The sequence below is a fragment of the Pseudoalteromonas sp. SANK 73390 genome (assembly GCF_054966645.1).
Genome location: NZ_ARPN01000055.1, coordinates 40136 through 60322 on the forward strand (window position 1 = coordinate 40136; position 20187 = coordinate 60322).

Sequence of the window (20187 nt, forward strand, 5' to 3'; positions counted from 1 at the left end):
GATTTTCCTATATCTGGTTTGGATGATACTAAACCAGATATAATGATGATGGTGGGTTGTTAAAAATGGATGAATTAGTTAAAGGTTTTGGAAAAACAGCTTTAGTAAACTCGCTTTCAAATGAGCTTTTTAATTTAATCTTGTTTCCAACAGAGCAGTGTAATTTTCGTTGCGTATATTGTTATGAAGATTTTGAAATTGGAAAAATGCCTGATTGGTTAGTTAATGCAACTAAGATTTTGATTTCTTCAAAAGTGCCAAAGTCAAAAAAAATTTTATTAAATTGGTTTGGTGGTGAACCTTTATTAGCTAAAAATATCATTTTTGATATTGCAAAACATACAAAGGTATTGGCAGAAGAACATAATTGTATTCTTCAGGGAGATTTAACTACCAATGGTCTTTTATTAGATATAAAAACATTGACTCAATTAGTTTCATTGAATCAAAATTCATTTCAAATTTCAATTGATGGCGACCAAGAGTCACATGACCAAACACGAATTACCCGAAATGGTAGAGGAAGTTTTAAAAAAATATGGCAAAGGTTAATTGATGCCGCCAAAACCGACTTAGATTTTTCTATAACCTTAAGAGTTCATGTAACTGATTTGAATCAGGGAAGTGTTGTAAGTTTTTGTGATTTATATGAGCAATATTTACAGCAGGACACTCGGTTTAAATTGTTTTTTAAAGCGATTGAAAATTTGGGTGGAAACGAACAACAACAAACAAATATCAGCAAGTTGATAGCTAAAAAAAGTGCGGCTGAGTTGGTTTTTGAGTTAAATAAAAAATATCACCTTAATAAAAAAAGCGTAGGGCATTATATTTGCTATGCCTCTAAGCCTAACTCTTTAGCAATTAGGGCTAATGGAAACTTAAATAAATGCACTGTTGCGTTAAAGGATGATATCAATAACGTGGGTAAGATTAACCCGGATGGTACATTATCGATTAATAATCAACATTACGGCACTTGGATTAAAGGCTTTTCAACACTAGACAGCTGGCAAATGGGCTGCCCTCATTCATACATGAAAAATAATAGTACAATTGGGGATATCCCAGTTAAAAAACTGGGTTAATTGCCAATGTCATCGTTAAAGCTTTTTCGTAAGGAAGCCCTTAGGCAACAATATCAAAGCCAAGAGTTTGGACTCGCGGTGATTGAGCAACCAAAAACGTTAAGTAAAGCTGTTATTTATCTACTGGTGTTTTCTTTGGTTTGTATTTCAGGGATGGCATATTGGCCGCTCTCAAGTGAACAAAACTATTCATTAAAAGTCAGCTCAGATAACTTTAATCCAGTTGTTTCATCTAAACCTGCCGTTATTTTACAACAACTGGCTGGTGACAAAGTGTATGTGGATCGAAATCAAGCGCTGGTGAGTCTTAAGTATTTTAATGACAATGGTGAACCCGTTATTGCAGAGCAACTGTTAACCAGCATGCAAGGGTTATATTTTCATGCTGCTACGCCAGGTAAAGTCATTCGTCCATATCAGCCACTAGGTTATGTGCTCTATAAGTCAAACGATGGCAATGCAACCTACTATTTTTGGATAACTGAAAAACCGCGAAAAAATATTGAGCTGGGTCAAAAAGTGGTAATTATGAATCAAGATATTAGAGAAGCTGGAGTCATCAGCACTTTAATTGGTAATTATATTGAAGGTAAAGGTATTAAAGTTGGTATTGCCTTTGAAGGCAGTATTAATTATGAGTTGCTAAGACCTCAAACGCAAACCTACCTTAGGGTGAAAGAGAATTCAAAGAACTTACTAAGCTTGTTGAGGTGATTAGCATGCAATTATCTGACTATCTAGAGTTTGGCTCAAATAAGTTACCCAGTTATGTACAAAGTGAAGTCGCCGAGTGTGGTATCACCTGTGTTGCTATGGTTGCTAGTTATTATGGGCATAGAACCAATATGCTTGCAATGCGGCATAAATACCCAGCGGGTATGCAAGGGATGACGGTCAAGCAAATGATAGCCGTAGCGGATGATCTGAATTTGACCGGTCGAGTATTAAAGTTAGATTTGGGTCAACTCAGTAAGTTAAAAACGCCGGCAGTTTTACATTGGAACTTTAATCATTTTGTTACTTTAGCTTCGGTTAATCGAAAAGGTATTGTCATCCATGACCCAGCAAAAGGTAAACGCAAAGTTGATTGGAATGAAGTATCTGACGCCTTTACGGGTATAGCTATCGAGCTTACACCAAACAGTGATTTTCAAATAAAAGACGAAAGGTTAAAAGTGCCTTTACGCAGCTTTATTGGACAGGTTGAAGGGTTAGGACATTCATTACTGAAGATCTTTTTGGTGGCAGTGTTGGTACAAGGTTTTTTGTTGATCTCTCCATATTATATTCGCTTGGTAATTGATCAAGGTGTAAACCAATCTCAACCTGACTTGCTACTATGGTTCTTTGGCGGTTTTATATTAGTCACATTTCTCGCTACGTTGAGTAAGGTATTGCGAGCAGCTGCCATTATGTACTTAGATAAATCACTGGGGTTTCAGGTCAAAGCAAATATACAAAGGCACCTATTGCATTTGCCCTTATCTTTTTTTGAGGCTCGTCACGTAGGAGATATTAAGTCGAGATTTGAAGCTTTTAATGAAGTGCAAAGGATCATCAGCCGAGGATTTATAACTGCTGTAGTCGATGGCCTACTAGGTGCGACAACGCTGTTTTTGATGTTTTCTTACCAATCAGATTTGGCATTCATTTCATTGCTGTCATTAGTGACTATTTATACTGTGCGGTTTATTTTAACCGCAAAGGAAAGTGAATGTCTTGAGCATGTGCTTACCCGGCAGGCAAAAGAAAACTCGCACTTTATTGAGACAATTAGGGCCATTATGCCCATTAAATGCTATGTCAAAGAAAGTAATCGCCTTGCTACGTGGATGAATTTATTTGCTGATTCTACTAATGCAAACATTGAGCGTGAAAAAATAAGTATAGCAGCTATGACTTCAAAAGACTTTTTAAGCAAAGTGGAGTATTTACTTATTATTTTAATTGGTGCGCAGGCAATTATCGATGGGGGCTTGAGTTTAGGCGTTTTTTTAGCTTTTTTAGCATATCGCCAACAGTTTGCCGACAGCGCGCAATCATTAGTTGAACATCTTTCTAAATTTAAATTAGCGACAACCTATTTAAGACGTATGTCTGATATAGTTTTGCAAGAAAAAGAACAAGATAGCGGTGGAGTTTTATCACATAGCATAGCCATGAGTGGCAAAGTAGAAGTACAAGATTTGTACTTTCGCTACAGTTCATCTGCACCATGGCTCTTTCAGGGGCTGAGCTTTAAGGTGAAGGCAGGTGAGTCGGTGGTGATTACTGGTCGTTCTGGGCTGGGTAAGTCTACCTTGTTAAAACTGATGATGGGGTTAATTCAACCTCAACAGGGGAGCTATGTTATTGATGGTCAGTCGATAAAGGCCATAGGAATACGTAATTTTCGATCAATGACGGCATCCGTGATGCAAAACGACCAGTTATTTAATGGTTCGCTCATTGAAAATATCAGCTTTTTTGAACCTACCCCTAATATTGAAAAAGTAAAAGAGGCCGCTCAGGGAGCATTTATCTGGCAGGAAATTCAAGCGATGCCGATGGGTCTGCATACTCAAGTTGGGGACTTAGGTAGCAATTTATCAGGTGGACAAAAGCAACGAATTTTACTTGCTAGGGCGTTTTATAGTGAGCCGAAAATACTCTTCCTTGATGAAGCCACAAGCCATTTGGATGTAAATACGGAAAAACAGGTGAATACCTATCTAAAAAGCAAAAAAATTACGCGAATTAGTATTGCTCACCGACAAGAAACCATTGCAGTGGCAGATCGTGTTATCGATTTGGCGGAATTGGTTAATAGGGATTTGTAAGTTGTTAATGGATGAAGTTACAGAAATTAGAAAGGGCATATTAAATGAAAAGTAATATTTCAAAGTGGGTTTACAGCCTACTATTTGCTATATCGGGTGTATTGATACTCAGTGGCTGGAAGGTGGGTTACTCAGACTCAGCACAGAATATAAATGCCAATAATATTAAGATTGCCACTGTGCAATCGGGAGATTTTTCAATCCAAATTAATGGTTATGGTACTTTAGAATCTCTTAATCAGCGACTTATTACTGCAAGCAGTAGTGCCATAGTGGATGATATAAAATTAAAACCGGGCGCAGAAGTAATGCCTGACACCGTTATTCTCACGCTAAAAAATCCCAGTCTAGAAGCTGAATTTAAGCAATCTTTAGCCCGTTTACAAAATACAAAAACTAAACGGCGTCAGCTTAATTTGGAGCAACAAAGGGAAGTGTTAGATCACGAGTCAAATTTTGCATCGTTAAGAGCTGAGGCTGAAATTGCCGCATTGCAAGTTAAAGCTGAGCAAGATTTGGCGCAATCAGGCGTGGTATCTGGAATGCAATTTGCGCGCAGTAAGCTTAAGGCTAAGCAGTTTTTTGAAAGAGTAGAGCTTGAAAAAAATAAGCTGGCCAAATTAAAAGAAGTACATAACGAGTACCTCATTATTCAAGATGAGTTAATCGCTCAAGCCAGAGCTGAGTTTGAAGCGGTTAAAGAGCAATTAGCAACACTATCAGTAAAAGCTGGCATTGCTGGTGTATTGCAAAGGCTGCCGATAGAGCTAGGACAAACAGTTGAAATAGGTGGAGAGCTAGCTTTGGTTGGTAGTATGTCGCCGCTGATTGCAGAAGTAAAAGTACCCCAGCTACAGGCTCATTTAATTGAGCCTGGTGCTCAAGCAGATATTGATTCTAGGCGTGGCATAGTGACAGGTCTAGTTATGCGAGTTGACCCAGTTGTTGCCGATGGTTCAGTGCAGGTTGATATTCAGCTGCCTGAAAATCTCAGTGAGGGGATCAGGCCAAAACAAATGGTAGATGCCACTATATTAGCCAAATCACGTAGTCAGGTACAGTTTATCACTAAGCCGAGTTTTGCTCATGAAAGCAAAGTGGCTCGTGTATTTAAATTAGTTTCTGATAATAGAGCCATGCGGGTGGATATTCAATTTGGTAAAGTGTCGGGTAAATTGATCGAGGTTGTATCTGGTGTAAAGCCAGGAGATCGAATCGTGATATCTAAACTTGACCTGTCTGATGAAGTTAATGAAATCGTTTTAAAAAATTAAAGGAATGAAAATGAACACTGAAGTACTAAAAATTAACAATATAGAAAAATCATTTTCTTCAGGACAAAAAACGACAGCGATTTTAAAAGGGGTCAGTTTTTCAGTTTATGACGGCGAATATGTATCTATCACTGGGCCCTCTGGCTGTGGTAAGTCGACATTGTTAAATATTATGGCGCTATTGGATACACCTGATAAGGGGGAGTATTACATAGATGGTATGCAGGTATCAGACATGGATGCCAAACAAAGAGCTAATTTAAGAAGCCGTCGTGTAGGGATTGTTTTTCAATCTTTTAACCTAATTGATGAGTTTACTGTTTTAGATAACGTAGCATTACCTCTTAAATATAAAGGGGACTCTACCAGTAAGCGCCATATCAGAGCCAGAGAATGTTTAGACAAAGTTGGCTTGGCCGACAAAGCAGAGTTATTTCCAAGTCAGCTTTCTGGCGGTCAACAACAAAGGGTATCTATTGCGAGAGCATTGGCGGCAGATTCTGGCATCTTATTGGTCGACGAGCCAACGGGTAATCTCGATACAAAAAATGGTGATGCTGTTATGCAACTCCTCAAAGAGCTCAATCAGCAAGGAGCGACTATTTGCCTAGTAACTCATGATCCTAGATATGCAGATATGGCAGATCGGAAAATAAATTTATTAGATGGTCGTATTGCGCATGAAGCCTCCGTGAACCCTTTGAGGGAGCAAGCATGTTAGATCGCGCGCAATTAAGGAGTATTAAAAAAGCTAAACAGTATTATATTACCATCATTGTTAGTTTGTCGTTAACATTGAGTGTGCTGTTTAGCGTATTTAGCCTGACAAATGTGGTGTTTTTTGAAAAGTTACCTTACCAAAAGGTAGAACAGCTGTTTTGGCTTGAAGGGACATTAGAATATCAAGACCGAGTAATGGGGGGAACGAACACTCAGAACTTACTGTATTTGCAAAAAAACAATGAAAACTTTAAAAACATGGCGATTTATTTCCCATGGTCTCAATATAAACTTTACGATTTAGAATCACGTCCAATAGTACCTGTATTAATGGCTTCTCATAATACTTTTAGCGTACTTCAAGTTGAGCCTTTGTTAGGGCGTTTTTTTAATGAATCTGAAAAAATAGGTAATAAACAACCTTCAGCTATATTGAGCTATCAAACTTGGCAAAATCACTACCACGGCGACCCTGATATTATTGGGAAACAAGTTCGCTTAAATAGTCGAAGCTTTACCGTTATAGGCGTTACGCCGGATCACTTAGTATTACCTGAATTAACAGATGTTCATCAAGCAGTTTGGGTGCCATTAGATATGGATGAGCAACTTAATCCACGTAATTTTCCTGGCTATGGTGGTGCAATAAAAGCGGTAGTGCGATTTAATAATACAGAGCAAGTTGATGTTGCTAAAAAGAATATTGCTACTTTAATGAAACAAGCGGCTGAGCTCAATACACCACAAGTCGCTAGCCAATTCATACTTTCCGCGAACTTGATTAACTTACCTCAAGCTATTCGGGGTGATAGCGGTGAAATCATTATTATGTTGGTGTCTGGGGCTTTGCTGCTTACATTTATTACACTTGTAAACATCTCAAGTATGCAATTAGCACGTTCAGTGTCTCGCTCCTTTCAAATGGCTATTTCTTATGCATTTGGTGCATCCAGCCATGCTTTGTTCAAAGAGGTTTTTATTCATAGTTGCAGTGTGGTTGGCGGTGCTGTGGTACTTGCACTTATTATGACGCAAATAAGTTTCAATTTGATTCAAACGGTTGCACAAGGCATGTTGCCTAGGCTGGATGCTTTGTCACTCAATTTTAATATACTGCTTTTTGCAGTTGTTAGCACTTTGGTCATTGCTGCTGTACTGACTTTAGTGGAATTAAAAGGGGTTAAAGAAGATAACCTCAAGTCTAATTTACAAACCAGCGGTAAAGGTACTAGTAAGCAATTTAGTAAAGGCACTGGGCATCTACTTATTGGGTTACAAATTATGTTTTCTGTTGTCACCTTAGTTGCGGCTTTTACTACCTTGAAAGTTACACTTGATGAAGCTCTTAGGCCTACAGGGGTAGATAATAAGGATGCACGCTGGTCAGTCGTGGTTAATTTTTCTGAAATTGAGACTAAATCAGCAAGAGTTGCTGCAAACAGAGACATTGTCACTAAATTAGCTCAATTACCTGGTGTACTTTCTGTAAAGCAGACATCGATGCCACGTATTCCTAATCCCCTTAACATGGATAGAGTGTATGACGATAAATATCAAGTTATTTCGTCTGCGCGCAGAACGGGTGTAGAAACTGGATATTTTGAACAGCTGGGTATAAAAATATCAGGTGCTGACTTTAACCATACAGATAAAGAAACGAAACACTTCCCTGTTTTACTGAATGAGCGTTTGGCTAGAAAGTTTCAGTCAAGTCCACAAAGTTCTGTAATTGGCACAAAAATAGCGCTTAGTAGTACGGGTGATCTACATGAAGTGATTGGAGTGGTTGAAAATACGTACACTCCAGGCGCACAGCATTATGAAGTGGATGAGGTTTATTTTCCTCTTCAGTATGCAGGAAGCAGGCAAAATGCATATTTACTCTCTACTGAACCTGATGTTGAGTTTAGTGATAAACAAATGTTGCAACAACTTCTTGAGGTCGATCCCCGTTTAGATTTAGCGCAGCAGGACTCATTACAAACACAGTTTGATGATTTACGTAAAAAGCATATTATTTCTGCATTTTTATCTGCGGTTATTGCGCTTGTTTCTCTTATTATGGTGATGGCGGGTATATTAGGCATTGTTAATTATATGATGCGGATGAAGCGTTATGATATGGGTGTGAAAATGGCGATGGGAGCTGATAGGGATAAGTTGGTACTGTCTGAGATGCAGGAGCTAAGTTCTCCTGTTGGTGCAAGTTTTATATTCGGCTTTTCAGTGATCTTTTTTTGCTTTTCATATGTTCGTTCATTGCCAGATATGAGTTATGAACCAAGTTGGTTACACATTGTATTTATTTTGGTGTCATTATTTTTATTCATAGCTATGTGTAGTTATTTACCAATCCGTAAAATATTGTCAACAGATCCAATTAAGGCATTGCGAAATGAATAAGCTTTGCTTATCAATTCTATGTTTTAGTTTAATTATCTTAAACTCCTGGGTGGGTGTAGTTAAAGCTCAGGAGCCAATATCAGATAAGTGGTTGCGAATACTAGAAGATACAAGTTATCAAGACTTGTCTTTTTCACCTGATCAGCAAAATGTCATAATTGCACACAGAAGCTCTTTTAAATCAATTTCGGTATTGTCGCAGCCACAGCTGACTATGGCTGGCTTGCGTATAAACCTCAATAAAGAAGTTCAACTGGATAGTACTCGCTATAGCCATTTAACAATCAAAAATGTACAGACCAACCAAAGCAATAGTATCAAAGTTACACAGGGAGAACTTATAAATTACTTATGGTCACCTGACGGACGTAAAATCGCGCTGTTAGTGGACTCTGTGGATGGCGCGCAACTTTGGATATACAGCCTATTTAATCAAACAATGAAACAGTTATCTAAAGTCAATCTTTTTGCACGTTTGGGTGATAAACATATGAGTTGGTCTGCTGATGGCCAATTCATTTATGCTAAAACAAGCTTAACTGATATAGATACTATTAATAGTACTGAAGCGCCAGTGGTGGAGTTTGTAACCAAAAGTACGCAAGGGGAATATCATGGCCGGCGAACGTATAAAGGGCTACTTAGAACTGAGACTGAGAAAAAGAAGTTTAAAAACTTACTGCATAGCGCAATTATTAAAATTGACATGACAGGTCAATATAAGCTACTCACAAAACCGCAATTAGTTGAAAGTTTTGTACCATCTCCTGATGGGAACTACTTGTTAATAAGCAGTTTAAACGAGAGTTTGCCATCTGATGCGCCTTTTAAAAAAATGGCGCGTAAATATCTGGTTTGGTCATTGAAGCGTCACTTGTTTGTTGCTCAGTTGCCCATACAGACTGATGCCATTAACTTACCGAAAGGAAAAGATGCGACAGTAATCGGAAGCCGTAAAGCCCATTGGCTACCTTTTAAGCCTGCTACGTTAGCTTGGTTTGAAGCAACAGATGGTGGGGATATGGGCAAAAATATAAATGTTCACGATAGGTTATGGCAATGGAAAGGTCCTTTTAATGGCGATAAAGAGGTGCTCCTAGATGTTCAATGGCGTCTTTTTGATCTTAAATGGTCAGCATCAGGGCAGGCTGTCTTTTTTGATTGGAAATATGACGGTCAGCAATTGAGGACTTGGCGGTTTGATTATAAAACTCCAACAGAGCTTACTTTGCTTGATCAGCGAAACTATAAAAATAATTATGCTGATATTGGTGATCCTATTATTACTAATACATCATATAGTGGGCCATCATTAATAGAGGGCCCAAATAGAGAAATTTACTTTATGGGTAATGGTCAGACTAAAGAAGGAAAGCGTCCATTTCTCGATGAACTTAAATTTAATCCTTTAAGAAAAACAAGGTTGTTCCAAAGTAGCAAAGAAATGCATGAACAGCCGGTTTATCTTCTACCTAGTGAAGAACCAGTTGTTTTCTTATCGAAACAGGCAAAGAAGATTAAGCCACATGTCATTACTCGCACGGGTAACAAGCTGGCTAAAGCATCTGTATTTTTTCAAGATAGTCATTTTGAAGACTTGCCAGTGTCTTTGCAAAACATTTCTACAATAGAGTTAAACTTCAAACGCAAAGATGGGGTTGATTTATCTGGGGTATTACATTTGCCTGACAATAATCGTTTTAAAGGCAATGAAAGTCAGTTGCTAAAATCAAAAAAGTTACCCGCAGTTGTTTGGGTTTATCCTAAAGAGTATAAATCTTCCAAGGCAAGTTCACAAAGAAGAACCACGAATAACTTGTATACTTCGATTCACCCTATGAGTCCAAGAGTCGCATTAAGTGAAGGTTATGCTGTTTTTGAGTTAATGGGTATGCCAATTCTCGGCGGAGACAATGCCAACGATACTTTTGTCGAACAGTTAGTCAGTGGTGCACATGCAGCTGTATTGGCGCTAGAAGAGTCTGGAAAAATTGATATTAATCGATTAGCGGTTGTTGGTCACTCTTATGGTGCATTTAGTGTTGCAAACTTGCTTGCTCATACTGATTTATTTCGCGCAGGCATCGCTAAAAGTGGCGCATTTAATAGAAGCTTAACTCCGTTTGGATTTCAGGGAGAAAAAAGAACGTTTTGGCAGGCTAAAGAAGTTTACTTAAAAATGTCTCCTTTTTTATATGCGGATAGAATCAATGAACCGTTACTTTTGATCCATGGGGAAAATGATCAAAACTCAGGAACACATCCTGAACAATCGCAGCGTATGTTCGAGGCATTGCAGGCAACGGGAGGTACATCCAGGCTATTAATGCTCCCTTATGAGGGGCATAGCTATCAAGCTAGAGAAAGTTTAATTAAAGTGTTGCAAGAGCAGTCACAATGGTTGAGCCGTCATTTAAAAGAGAGTGGGTGAATGCAACATAATTTTGGTGATAGAACTACTTGGTTAATTAACTCAAGTAGTAAGGCTTTTTGGTACAACATCTAATTACATGATAGTGATATCCTTTCGCTTTAATTGCCCTACGACATTGTTCTATAACTTGAGTTTTAGCCACACGTGTACAACACTTAAGTAATGTTGTTAGAGCCAAATGGCAAAGGTGTGACTCAAGGTGCAGTTTAAGTTCAAGCCAAACCACTGGTATATGGTCGCAGTGGCGCTGGTTGTGGTGCTCATTTTAAATATGCTGTTGTTGCATTTACTGCATTTACAGATACACCAGCGTGGCGAAGCGGTTGTGCAAAGGGTGGCAAAACTACCAGAGGACTTAAGGACGCAAAAGAATATTACCGCAATTGCACAGCAATACAAATTTGAATATATTCCTAACGGGCAAGCTATGCCTGATGACGCAACGCGTTTTTCATCGACAGGTTTATCTTTAGCCCTATCACACCCACAGCCTTATAAAAAGCATGCTTATATTGTTATATTTTTTAATATTTTATTTGTTGGTTTATTAGCATTTTTTTACCGTTGGTGGCAGGTATATCGAGTCAGGCCAAAACGCTTTTTGCCCGATAATAGTATTAATATGGAAGAAAGTTCTGCCCTAAGCGCTGTGGACCCCAGATCTGTAGATAATAGTTTGTTTAAGGTTTTTTTGTTGATCCGTTGGACTATGAAGTTAGATAATACACTGGATGAAAAAAACCACTTTGCTGTGGCCATACATAAGCAGCTACCTAATACCATGAAGTGTTCAGTAAAATACCTGAACTCTGGCGCATTAGCGGTCACATTTGAGCAAGTTGCTTGGGGGGATGTCATTGAGCTTGGCAAAAAGCTTCATGAGATTATGTTTCGTATTTTGCGCTCATTACGTGCTGATCTTTCACGTAGTCAAGTTAAAGTGGGGGGGTGCTTCTATCAATATGAAGCTGAGCAAGCAAATGTTTATCAGTTAGCTCGGGCTGCATTAGAGATTGCAAATAATAATGTATGGCAGCATACCCATATGATGCCTCTTGATAAAACACACGCAAATGCAATGCAAAGCAGCGAAGATGACTTTATTCGATGTATTGACAATGGGCAGTTTGTATTATTCTTTCAACCATTATTTGGTTTTGAACAGCAAGATATTATCCAAAGCGAAGTTTTGCTGAGGGTGCGTCATGCTCAGTTAGGGTTAATTGCCGCCAAGCAGTTTATTCCTCAGCTGCATAGTAGAAATAACTTGGAAACTTTAGATAAAAAGATTATTCAACAAGCTATCACTATCTTGACAAAAGAGCCTCAAAAATCGAATGTGAGTATCAATATTCATATTGAGAATTGGTTGGACATTGATTTTATCCATTGGCTTACTGCTGTCGTACGGGAGGCCAGTGAAGATAAAAAACTCATGTTTGAATTGTCAGCAGATGAATTTTATAAATATCATCAACAAATTAACGCACAACAGCTCTTTTTTACAGGGGTGAATATTGCGTTGCTCATTGACCATGTTGAATCACCATTAATGGTCAACACTTTACGTGAAAACCAATTAATATCAGGCATAAAGTTAGGTTACGGCTTGGTCCATAAAGTACAGCACAGTTCGCAACAGCAAAAAACAATAAAGCAAATCGTATATCAAGCAAAGCGTTTAAATATTCCGGTTTATGCTGTCGGTGTAGAAACACAACTTGAACTTGATTGCTTGAAATCACTGGGTGTTCATGGCGCACAAGGGTACTATTTTGCAGAGTTGCTACAGCAGCTTGAGTTAGTTCGTTATTAATTGCCGATAACGTAAGCCATCTAAACCTTGCAACCCTCCTGTATGTATGGCTGTGATATGGCTACCAGGAGCGAAAAAATCTTGTTCTAATAATTGCCATAAAGCATAAAACAGCTTGCCCGTGTAAATAGGCTCTAAAGGGAGTTTACAATCTTTTTTCATCATTTTGCAGAACTGCCAAAGCGCAGTTGAAAATTTGCCATACCCACCATCATGAAAATCACACATGAGTTGCCAGTTTGATTTTTGTTCAGACTCTGGTGTCAAACGGATAATTTCATTAATTAAATATTCAGCTTGCTTTAATACCGCAATGCCAATAACAGAGGTTGTTTTTGGGCAAGAATCTATTAAGCCTGCAAGCGTTCCCCCGCTGCCTGTTGCGCATATGACGTAATCACTTTTTGGTAAGCTTTTTGCCAATTCTTGAATGCCGATTAATGCATGCTGATTACTGCCCCCTTCTGGGATTATGTGGCAATGTGCAAAGCGTTTTTGTATCTCCACTAGGTACTCATCTTGATGTCGTAATCGATAAGTTGCCCTATCAACCATATGTATTTTGACTCCACAGGCACGTGCCATGCGAATTGTTGGATTATGGATATCTAGATGCGGCCCTCTGACAATTGCATGGCCCTCTAATGCAAATAATTTACACGCCATACTGGCTGCATATAAATGATTCGAAAAAGGCCCTGAAAAGGTGACGAATGCTGACTTGTTTTGCTGTTGCATGGCAATGAGGTTGTATTTTAGCTTTCGCCATTTGTTACCTGCAATATGCGGGTGCAATAGGTCATCTCTTTTGACTTTTAGTATCACTTGCTTTTGTGCTAGCAGTGGGTGTTCAATTATCTGTATCGGAGACTCTGGAAAGTCAAATTTTTTAAAACTCATCCTATTTTCCGATTTATGCGAGTATAGAAGATTAATTCTAACAGCTATCTGTGAAAATATGTCTAGATTACTAGCAAGGTTGTAGTTAATAGTTGTAAACTCAGATATTAATGGCACAAAGCTTGTGTTTTGCTTTGTAAGTACATAGCATTAAGAACTAACTATAAAAAATAACAAAGACCAAATAATTGCCGCGTTTTTGGGAATGGAATATATGCGAATAGCTCCTTTATCTTTTTTTGTCTCTGCCACATTTATGGCTGCCTGTGCGACATTCAACGTAACGGCGCAAGACACAGTCACGGTGAATGCCATTGAATCAGAATTTTCGGTTAAACAAACTGAATTAGATAACTACACGCAGATATTGGACAAGCATCTTAGTGAAGAAACGCGTTTACAAGCGCAATTAGATTTATTGAGAACACGTTCTTCAGACTTGGATAAAGAGAAAAATCAAGCTCTCGATGCGATGAATGATTTATATCGCCGTTTAATTGATGACCCGTCTCTTGATATTTCTAAAGCGCAAACGCGTTATAAAGAATCAGTTGTTGATCATAAGAAAAACAAAGATGACATTACGATGCAGCTTGCGGCGATAGCTTCACATCGTAAAGATATCGAGCAAATTCGTATTACTAAGCATACTCTAGTTAATACATTAGAGAGTTTAAAAGATCAACTAAGTACTGCGCGCGTGGAGCGTTTGCGTAACGAGTTTACACGAGAGGGTACGTTAGAGGTCGATCATACTATTAACTGTAAACGCACTGAAACCTTGGCTGCATGTGAGCAGCGAGGCCAACAAATGGCATTACAAAAATCCACCAAGCGCTTTGTTGATCAGTTGTTTGCAAATTTAACAGAGCAGCGTCTTGTTGAACCAAAGCGAAACTTAGCTGGTGCTCAAGTACAAGTATTAAACAGCCATGTTGTTAGTAGTGCTTTTAGCGGGCAGGGCAATTACAGTGTTAACCTGAGTGTGAGCATGCGAGGCGATGTGAATAATAGTCGATTATGCAGCTTAATTAGCGTTGATAATCGTTTTTGTGCAGAGTACGGTACACCTATGGCTGGTAGTGTTGGCGCTTATCAAACCAATTACCCCACTGTTTACAGTGACAGTCAACTGAGCTTTTCAGAACAAGCTGCAACATCAAATAATGTGCAAGTCGCCAGAATTAATTCTCCTGCGGTTATTGAGGTCACACACTCAAGTTTATCGAATCAGCCAGCGAAGAAAGCGCCAGCAATGGTTCCTGTAACACTGCGCTCTAATGTGTATGACGACGAAGTTTTTATCAACGGGGTTAGTTATGGTTCAACTAAGTTATCAGTGAACATCCCATCTGGCACATATGATATTGAAGTTCGTAAACTCGGCTACAAGCCATATAAGAAACGTGTGACTATTCGCAAAGCACAAACAATCAATGCTAGGCTTGTAAAAAAGCCTGAGTCGATTGCTGTACCGACACCCAAAAGAGAGCAAAGCAACACAAAAGCATCACCAACTATTGTATCTCAGACCCCAAAAAATCAAATTGTGATTGTACCAGCAGGTACATTTAAAATGGGTGATTTAGTTGGTAACGGGCTAGCAAATGAGCGTCCAGTTATTGAGAAGGTGCTTAGTAACTCCTATGGTATGCAAAGCACAGAAGTCACGGTTGGTGAGTTTCGCCGGTTTATTGAAAATACGAGTTATCAAACTGCAGCTGAAAAAGGTCGTGGCTGCGCATACTATAAAGATGGTGAACCAGTTTGGGATCTAGATTATAGCTGGAAAGCTCCAGGCTATGAGCAAGCTGAAAGCTTCCCTGTAGTTTGTGTGTCTTATGATGATGCCAAAGCTTATGCAAACTGGCTATCCGCAGAACAAGGTGAGCAATTTCGTTTACCCAATGAAGTTGAGTGGGAATACGCGGCACGAGCGGGCACAATGTCTGAATACCCTTGGGGTAATGAAATCGGTAAAAGCCTAGCGAACTGTGGTTGGTGTGGTAGTGCATGGTCAAATAAAAGCGCATCGCCCGTTGGAGAGTTTTCTCCAAACCATTATGGGCTCTATGACACGGTAGGCAATGTTTGGGAATGGACTCAAAAGCGTGCTTCTCAAAGCGGTGTAACAGTGCGTGGTGGCGCTTGGAATTTTGCACCAAGTTTAGCTCGTGTGTCTACTCGTTTAGAGTTAGCAACCGACTTTCGAGCAAATTATATCGGCTTTCGTTTAGTACGAGAGCGATAGAACAATATAACGATGGGTGATGCATTGCATCACTTAATTTAAGGTATTTCTTTAAGGTTACCCAGCCTCATGTTTAAAAAATTACGCGGATTATTTTCCAACGACCTATCAATTGACTTAGGTACAGCTAACACTCTTATTTATGTGAAAGAAGAGGGCATTGTTTTAAATGAACCTTCGGTTGTTGCTATTAGACAAGAACGAGCAGGCGGTCCCAAAAGTGTCGCTTCTGTAGGTACGGCAGCAAAACAAATGTTGGGTCGTACCCCTGGCAATATTAAAGCAATAAGACCGATGAAAGATGGTGTGATTGCTGACTTTTATGTAACAGAGAAAATGTTACAACACTTTATTAAACAAGTGCATAATAATAATTTTATGCGACCTAGTCCGCGTGTATTAATTTGTGTGCCTTGTGGTGCAACTCAAGTTGAAAAACGTGCGATAAGAGAGTCCGCAATGGGGGCTGGTGCACGCGAAGTTTACTTAATTGAAGAGCCTATGGCTGCTGCGATTGGTGCAGGATTACCTGTTTCTGAAGCAACAGGCTCAATGGTCGTTGATATTGGTGGTGGCACCACTGAAGTCGCTATTATTTCTTTAAATGGTGTAGTTTACTCGTCATCAGTACGTATTGGCGGTGATAAGTTTGACGAAGCAATAATCAATTATGTGCGCCGTAATTTCGGTAGCTTAATTGGAGAAGCGACTGCTGAGCACATTAAACATGAAATTGGATCCGCATTTAAAAGCGATGAGCCCATTTCAATTGAAGTGCGAGGTCGCAACTTGGCCGAAGGTGTTCCACGCTCGTTTACACTTAATTCCCATGAAATACTAGAAGCTTTACAAGAGCCATTAATGGGGATTGTAAGTGCGGTTATGGTTGCATTGGAGCAGTCACCACCTGAACTGGCGTCAGATATTTCTGCTCATGGTATGGTACTAACGGGTGGTGGTGCGCTATTAAAAGATATAGATAGACTGCTTATGGAAGAAACCGGTATTCCAGTCGTGGTTGCAGATGACCCGCTAACTTGTGTTGCTCGTGGTGGCGGTAAAGCGTTAGAGATGATAGACATGCACGGCGGCGATGTATTTAGTTACGACTAATGAACCTTTTATTTGGCCGCACCATCTCTTTGCAGCTGCGACTCACAGTCGCAGTGATGCTGAGTATTATACTTATTGTTGGGGATCGCTTTACACACGGCGGCACTTTGATAAGGACTAGTTTGCACACCGCTGTTAGTCCTTTGTTGTATTTAGCGAGTATGCCTTATGAAGCATTTAATAGTGGCGCGAGAAGTTTGCAAACTCGCGAACAGTTAAGTGAAGAAAATAGCGCACTTAAACATCAACAGTTATTACAAAGTGAGCAGTTACAGCAACTACAATTTTTGCAAAGTGAAAACCAAAAACTCAGAGCTCTTTTGAGTGCCTCCGCAAGAGAGAAAGCGACTCGAAAAATAGCACAAGTTTTATCTGTTCATTCTAATCCTTATAGTCATCAAGTTGTTGTTAATAGGGGTACAATTGATGGTGTAACCGAAAGCCAACCCGTTATAGATGAAATGGGCTTAGTTGGGCAGTTGACTCAAGTAGGCACAACTACCTCTAGAGTGTTGTTGATGACAGATATAACACATGCGACACCAGTGAGAATTTTACGTAATGACGTACGAACTGTAGTTGAAGGTATTGGTAAAATTAATAAGCTAAAACTATCTCATGTACCCCATAGCTTGGATGTTCGTATTGGTGATGTATTGGTGACATCAGGGCTGGGAGGTGTTTTTCCTGAAGGCTACCCAGTTGCTGTGGTTACTGAGTTGCACCGTGATGAAGGCCTACCCTTTGCACAAGTTTATGCAGAGCCAATTGCGCAACTGGATCGTATTCGTTTATTGTTGATATTAGGGCGAACCGTACAAGAGAGCTTAGACAATGATTAAGCGCTACTATTTTCTCATTGCTTTGAGTGTTTTTTTAGCGCTAGTAATGGCTTTAATGCCATTGCCCATCTCTGCGGAGCCTTTTCGCCCTGACTGGGTGTTGTTGGTACTAATGTATTGGTCTTTGGCCGTACCACATCGAGTCAATATTGGTTGGGCATGGGTTGCTGGTTTATTAATGGACTTAGCAATTGGTGCACCACTGGGCGTTAATTCATTAACCTACTCAATTTGTATTTACATCACGGTAAGTAATTTTCAAAAAATACGAAATTTTTCAATCTGGCAGCAAGCTATTTTGATAGGGTTATTCTTAACTTTATATCATTTACTGTTGTTTTGGTTAAATCACTTTTTACTCGACGTGTATTTTAGCCCTCATTACTTGTGGCCAGCTTTGACTGGTATGTTATGTTGGCCGTGGATGTTTTTATTATTACGTAAATACCGTCGCCAATTTAGGATACGTTAATGGCCCCACATTTGTATTTGGCGTCAGCTTCCCCTCGGCGCAAACAACTCCTCAGTCAACTTGGATATGAGTTTACTCAATTTGCTGTAGATGCAGACGAAACGCAATTGGATAATGAACCACCGCTGGAGTATGTTGAGCGTTTAGCACGGTTGAAAGCGCAGTCAGCAGTCGCCAAAGGCTATACTGATAAACCGGTACTGGGCAGTGATACGGTGGTGGTTATTGATGGTATTGCTTTAGGTAAGCCAATAGACCTAGAAGATTTTATGCGCACTATGACGCGTTTGTCTGGACGTACTCATCAAGTTTATACTGCAATAGCTATGGCTGATGCAACGAAGATTTTAAGCACCGTGGTATGCACCGATGTCACCTTTAAAACGCTGACAGAGCAAGAAATGCAGCAATATTGGCACACTGGTGAGCCATTAGATAAAGCTGGTGGTTATGGTATTCAAGGGGGAGGTGGTAAGTTTGTGACTCAACTATCAGGTAGCTACTTTGCAGTAATGGGTTTACCCTTATATGAAACCGAACAATTAATTCAAAAATTTACCGAAGGCTATTATGAGCAGTGAATTACTAATCAATGTGACACCAAGTGAAAGTCGGGTAGCACTGATTGAAAATGGTGTGCTGCAAGAAGTGCAAGTAGAGCGTATTGGTAATCTTGGTATTGTTGGTAATATTTATTTAGGCAAAGTGAGTCGTGTTTTACCTGGTATGCAGGCTGCTTTTGTTGATATAGGCTTAGATAAGGCCGCGTTTTTGCATGCCTCAGATATTGTTAATAGTGCTTCTTTTGAAGAGGGTGTGGACGAGCAACCAGTCAAAAAAGTACAGGATATCAGAGAGCTCGTTAAGCAGGGCCAGTATATTATGGTACAAGTGGTCAAAGACCCTCTTGGCACTAAAGGTGCGCGCTTAACAACAGATATCACGATTCCTTCTCGTTATTTAGTTTTTATGCCAGATGCTACGCACGTAGGGGTAAGTCAACGCATTGAGACTGAACAGGAACGAGCACGACTTAAAGAAATTGTTTCACAATATAATGATGAAAATGGTGGTTTTATTGTTCGCACTGCAGCGGAGGGTGCCATTGAGGCTGAATTACAGCACGACGCTGAATTTTTAAAAAAATTGTGGCAAAAAATAATTAGTCGCCGTAAAAAAACCAGTAAAGCAGCTATTTTACATGAGGATCTAACGCTTGCATTTCGCACACTCAGAGATTATGTCGGTGAAGATATGGAACGCATTCGAGTCGACTCTAAGCTGACTTATCAAGAGCTGAAATCTTTTACTGAAGAATTTGTGCCTCTACTGGGAAGGACGTTGGAGTATTATCCTGGTGAACGACCTATATTTGATTTGTTTGATGTCGAGACTGAAATACAAAAAGCACTACATAGAAAAGTTGAATTAAAATCAGGTGGTTATTTAATCATAGATCAAACTGAGGCAATGACTACCGTAGATGTTAATACAGGTGCCTTTGTTGGACATCGTAATCTTGAAGAGACAATTTTTAATACCAATGTAGAGGCAACCTCTGCGATAGCACGACAATTACGGTTACGCAATCTAGGTGGTATCATCATTATTGATTTTATCGACATGATTTCGGATGAACATAAACGCCGCGTGCTACATTCATTAGAAACAGCACTGGCCAAAGACAGGGCTAAAGCTAACATTAATGGCTTATCGGCATTGGGTTTGGTAGAAATGACGCGTAAACGTACAAGAGAAAGCCTAGAGCATATCTTGTGTGGAGTATGTCCTGCTTGTGCAGGAAGAGGCTCATTAAAAACGGTAGAAACCGTTTGCTATGAAATTTTACGAGAGATCGTGAGGGTGAATCGTGCATATGATGCAGATAAGTTCATGGTCTATGCATCACCTGCAGTGAGTGAAGCTTTAATCAATGATGAATATCATAATCTTGCAGAATTGGAACTCTTTATCGGAAAACAGGTCAGTATTCAAACAGAGAGCTTATATAGCCAAGAACAGTTTGACGTCGTAATGATGTAAGGTGACGTAACG

Annotated in this window: 15 protein-coding genes; 14 read left to right on the plus strand and 1 reads right to left on the minus strand. The window is 39.5% G+C overall.

The window, feature by feature from the left end:
• Positions 1 to 65 precede the first annotated feature (65 nt).
• The 8 genes from SANK73390_RS07845 to SANK73390_RS07880 all read left to right on the plus strand — a co-directional run bounded on the left by SANK73390_RS07845 (position 66) and on the right by SANK73390_RS07880 (position 12554).
• Positions 66 to 1088, plus strand: a complete 1023-nt coding sequence (locus SANK73390_RS07845) for a radical SAM protein (RefSeq protein ID WP_462765204.1) — start codon at positions 66 to 68, stop codon at positions 1086 to 1088.
• A gap of 6 nt (positions 1089 to 1094) precedes the next feature.
• A complete protein-coding gene (locus SANK73390_RS07850) occupies positions 1095 to 1802 on the plus strand; it encodes a hypothetical protein (protein WP_462765206.1) in 708 nt (235 codons plus the stop codon).
• A gap of 5 nt (positions 1803 to 1807) precedes the next feature.
• Positions 1808 to 3907: a peptidase domain-containing ABC transporter gene (locus tag SANK73390_RS07855; RefSeq protein WP_462765208.1), complete on the plus strand. Its 2100-nt coding sequence runs from the start codon at positions 1808 to 1810 to the stop codon at positions 3905 to 3907.
• A 44-nt stretch (positions 3908 to 3951) separates the two neighbouring features.
• The gene (locus tag SANK73390_RS07860) at positions 3952 to 5181 is read left to right on the plus strand and encodes an efflux RND transporter periplasmic adaptor subunit (RefSeq protein ID WP_462765210.1); all 1230 of its coding nucleotides are present in this window, start codon (positions 3952 to 3954) and stop codon (positions 5179 to 5181) included.
• A 10-nt stretch (positions 5182 to 5191) separates the two neighbouring features.
• A complete protein-coding gene (locus SANK73390_RS07865) occupies positions 5192 to 5902 on the plus strand; it encodes an ABC transporter ATP-binding protein (RefSeq protein WP_462765212.1) in 711 nt (236 codons plus the stop codon).
• Positions 5896 to 8304, plus strand: coding sequence for an ABC transporter permease (locus SANK73390_RS07870; protein ID WP_462765214.1), 2409 nt, complete (start codon positions 5896 to 5898; stop codon positions 8302 to 8304). The genes SANK73390_RS07865 and SANK73390_RS07870 overlap by 7 nt, the downstream gene beginning before the upstream one ends.
• The gene (locus SANK73390_RS07875; RefSeq protein WP_462765216.1) at positions 8297 to 10735 is read left to right on the plus strand and encodes a S9 family peptidase; all 2439 of its coding nucleotides are present in this window, start codon (positions 8297 to 8299) and stop codon (positions 10733 to 10735) included. Before SANK73390_RS07870 ends, SANK73390_RS07875 begins: the two co-directional genes overlap by 8 nt.
• Before the next feature lie 202 nt (positions 10736 to 10937).
• The gene (locus SANK73390_RS07880) at positions 10938 to 12554 is read left to right on the plus strand and encodes an EAL domain-containing protein (RefSeq protein ID WP_462765218.1); all 1617 of its coding nucleotides are present in this window, start codon (positions 10938 to 10940) and stop codon (positions 12552 to 12554) included.
• Here the strand turns inward: SANK73390_RS07880 and SANK73390_RS07885 are convergent.
• On the minus strand, positions 12540 to 13454 hold the full coding sequence (locus tag SANK73390_RS07885; RefSeq protein ID WP_462765220.1) for a 1-aminocyclopropane-1-carboxylate deaminase/D-cysteine desulfhydrase: 915 nt from the start codon (positions 13452 to 13454) through the stop codon (positions 12540 to 12542). The two genes, SANK73390_RS07880 and SANK73390_RS07885, sit on opposite strands and share 15 nt — an antisense overlap.
• A 214-nt stretch (positions 13455 to 13668) precedes the next feature.
• Here SANK73390_RS07885 and SANK73390_RS07890 point away from each other — a divergent pair, with 214 nt between their 5' ends.
• The 6 genes from SANK73390_RS07890 to rng all read left to right on the plus strand — a co-directional run bounded on the left by SANK73390_RS07890 (position 13669) and on the right by rng (position 20175).
• Positions 13669 to 15705 carry an SUMF1/EgtB/PvdO family nonheme iron enzyme gene (locus SANK73390_RS07890; RefSeq protein ID WP_462765222.1) on the plus strand — a complete coding sequence of 679 codons (2037 nt, stop codon included), beginning with the start codon at positions 13669 to 13671 and terminating at the stop codon, positions 15703 to 15705.
• 69 nt (positions 15706 to 15774) lie between these two features.
• On the plus strand, positions 15775 to 16818 hold the full coding sequence (locus tag SANK73390_RS07895; RefSeq protein WP_261594585.1) for a rod shape-determining protein: 1044 nt from the start codon (positions 15775 to 15777) through the stop codon (positions 16816 to 16818).
• Entirely contained in the window at positions 16818 to 17660 is an 843-nt protein-coding gene (gene mreC / locus SANK73390_RS07900) for a rod shape-determining protein MreC (RefSeq protein WP_462765224.1), read from the plus strand. Before SANK73390_RS07895 ends, mreC begins: the two co-directional genes overlap by 1 nt.
• Positions 17653 to 18132: a rod shape-determining protein MreD gene (gene mreD / locus SANK73390_RS07905; protein ID WP_462765226.1), complete on the plus strand. Its 480-nt coding sequence runs from the start codon at positions 17653 to 17655 to the stop codon at positions 18130 to 18132. Before mreC ends, mreD begins: the two co-directional genes overlap by 8 nt.
• Entirely contained in the window at positions 18132 to 18713 is a 582-nt protein-coding gene (locus SANK73390_RS07910; RefSeq protein ID WP_462765228.1) for a Maf family protein, read from the plus strand. The genes mreD and SANK73390_RS07910 overlap by 1 nt, the downstream gene beginning before the upstream one ends.
• The gene (gene rng, locus SANK73390_RS07915) at positions 18703 to 20175 is read left to right on the plus strand and encodes a ribonuclease G (RefSeq protein ID WP_462765230.1); all 1473 of its coding nucleotides are present in this window, start codon (positions 18703 to 18705) and stop codon (positions 20173 to 20175) included. The genes SANK73390_RS07910 and rng overlap by 11 nt, the downstream gene beginning before the upstream one ends.
• Positions 20176 to 20187: the final 12 nt, after the last annotated feature.

Bases quoted from the DNA above. Each gene is read 5' to 3' on its own strand.
- mreD (WP_462765226.1), top strand. From the start codon at position 17,653: ATGATTAAGCGCTACTATTTTCTCATTGCTTTGAGTGTTTTTTTAGCG.
- SANK73390_RS07855 (WP_462765208.1), top strand. From the start codon at position 1,808: ATGCAATTATCTGACTATCTAGAGTTTGGCTCAAATAAGTTACCCAGT.
- SANK73390_RS07875 (WP_462765216.1), top strand. From the start codon at position 8,297: ATGAATAAGCTTTGCTTATCAATTCTATGTTTTAGTTTAATTATCTTA.
- mreC (WP_462765224.1), top strand. From the start codon at position 16,818: ATGAACCTTTTATTTGGCCGCACCATCTCTTTGCAGCTGCGACTCACA.
- rng (WP_462765230.1), top strand. From the start codon at position 18,703: ATGAGCAGTGAATTACTAATCAATGTGACACCAAGTGAAAGTCGGGTA.
- SANK73390_RS07845 (WP_462765204.1), top strand. From the start codon at position 66: ATGGATGAATTAGTTAAAGGTTTTGGAAAAACAGCTTTAGTAAACTCG.
- SANK73390_RS07890 (WP_462765222.1), top strand. From the start codon at position 13,669: ATGCGAATAGCTCCTTTATCTTTTTTTGTCTCTGCCACATTTATGGCT.
- SANK73390_RS07865 (WP_462765212.1), top strand. From the start codon at position 5,192: ATGAACACTGAAGTACTAAAAATTAACAATATAGAAAAATCATTTTCT.
- SANK73390_RS07870 (WP_462765214.1), top strand. From the start codon at position 5,896: ATGTTAGATCGCGCGCAATTAAGGAGTATTAAAAAAGCTAAACAGTAT.
- SANK73390_RS07885 (WP_462765220.1), bottom strand. From the start codon at position 13,454: ATGAGTTTTAAAAAATTTGACTTTCCAGAGTCTCCGATACAGATAATT.
- SANK73390_RS07850 (WP_462765206.1), top strand. From the start codon at position 1,095: ATGTCATCGTTAAAGCTTTTTCGTAAGGAAGCCCTTAGGCAACAATAT.
- SANK73390_RS07860 (WP_462765210.1), top strand. From the start codon at position 3,952: ATGAAAAGTAATATTTCAAAGTGGGTTTACAGCCTACTATTTGCTATA.
- SANK73390_RS07895 (WP_261594585.1), top strand. From the start codon at position 15,775: ATGTTTAAAAAATTACGCGGATTATTTTCCAACGACCTATCAATTGAC.
- SANK73390_RS07910 (WP_462765228.1), top strand. From the start codon at position 18,132: ATGGCCCCACATTTGTATTTGGCGTCAGCTTCCCCTCGGCGCAAACAA.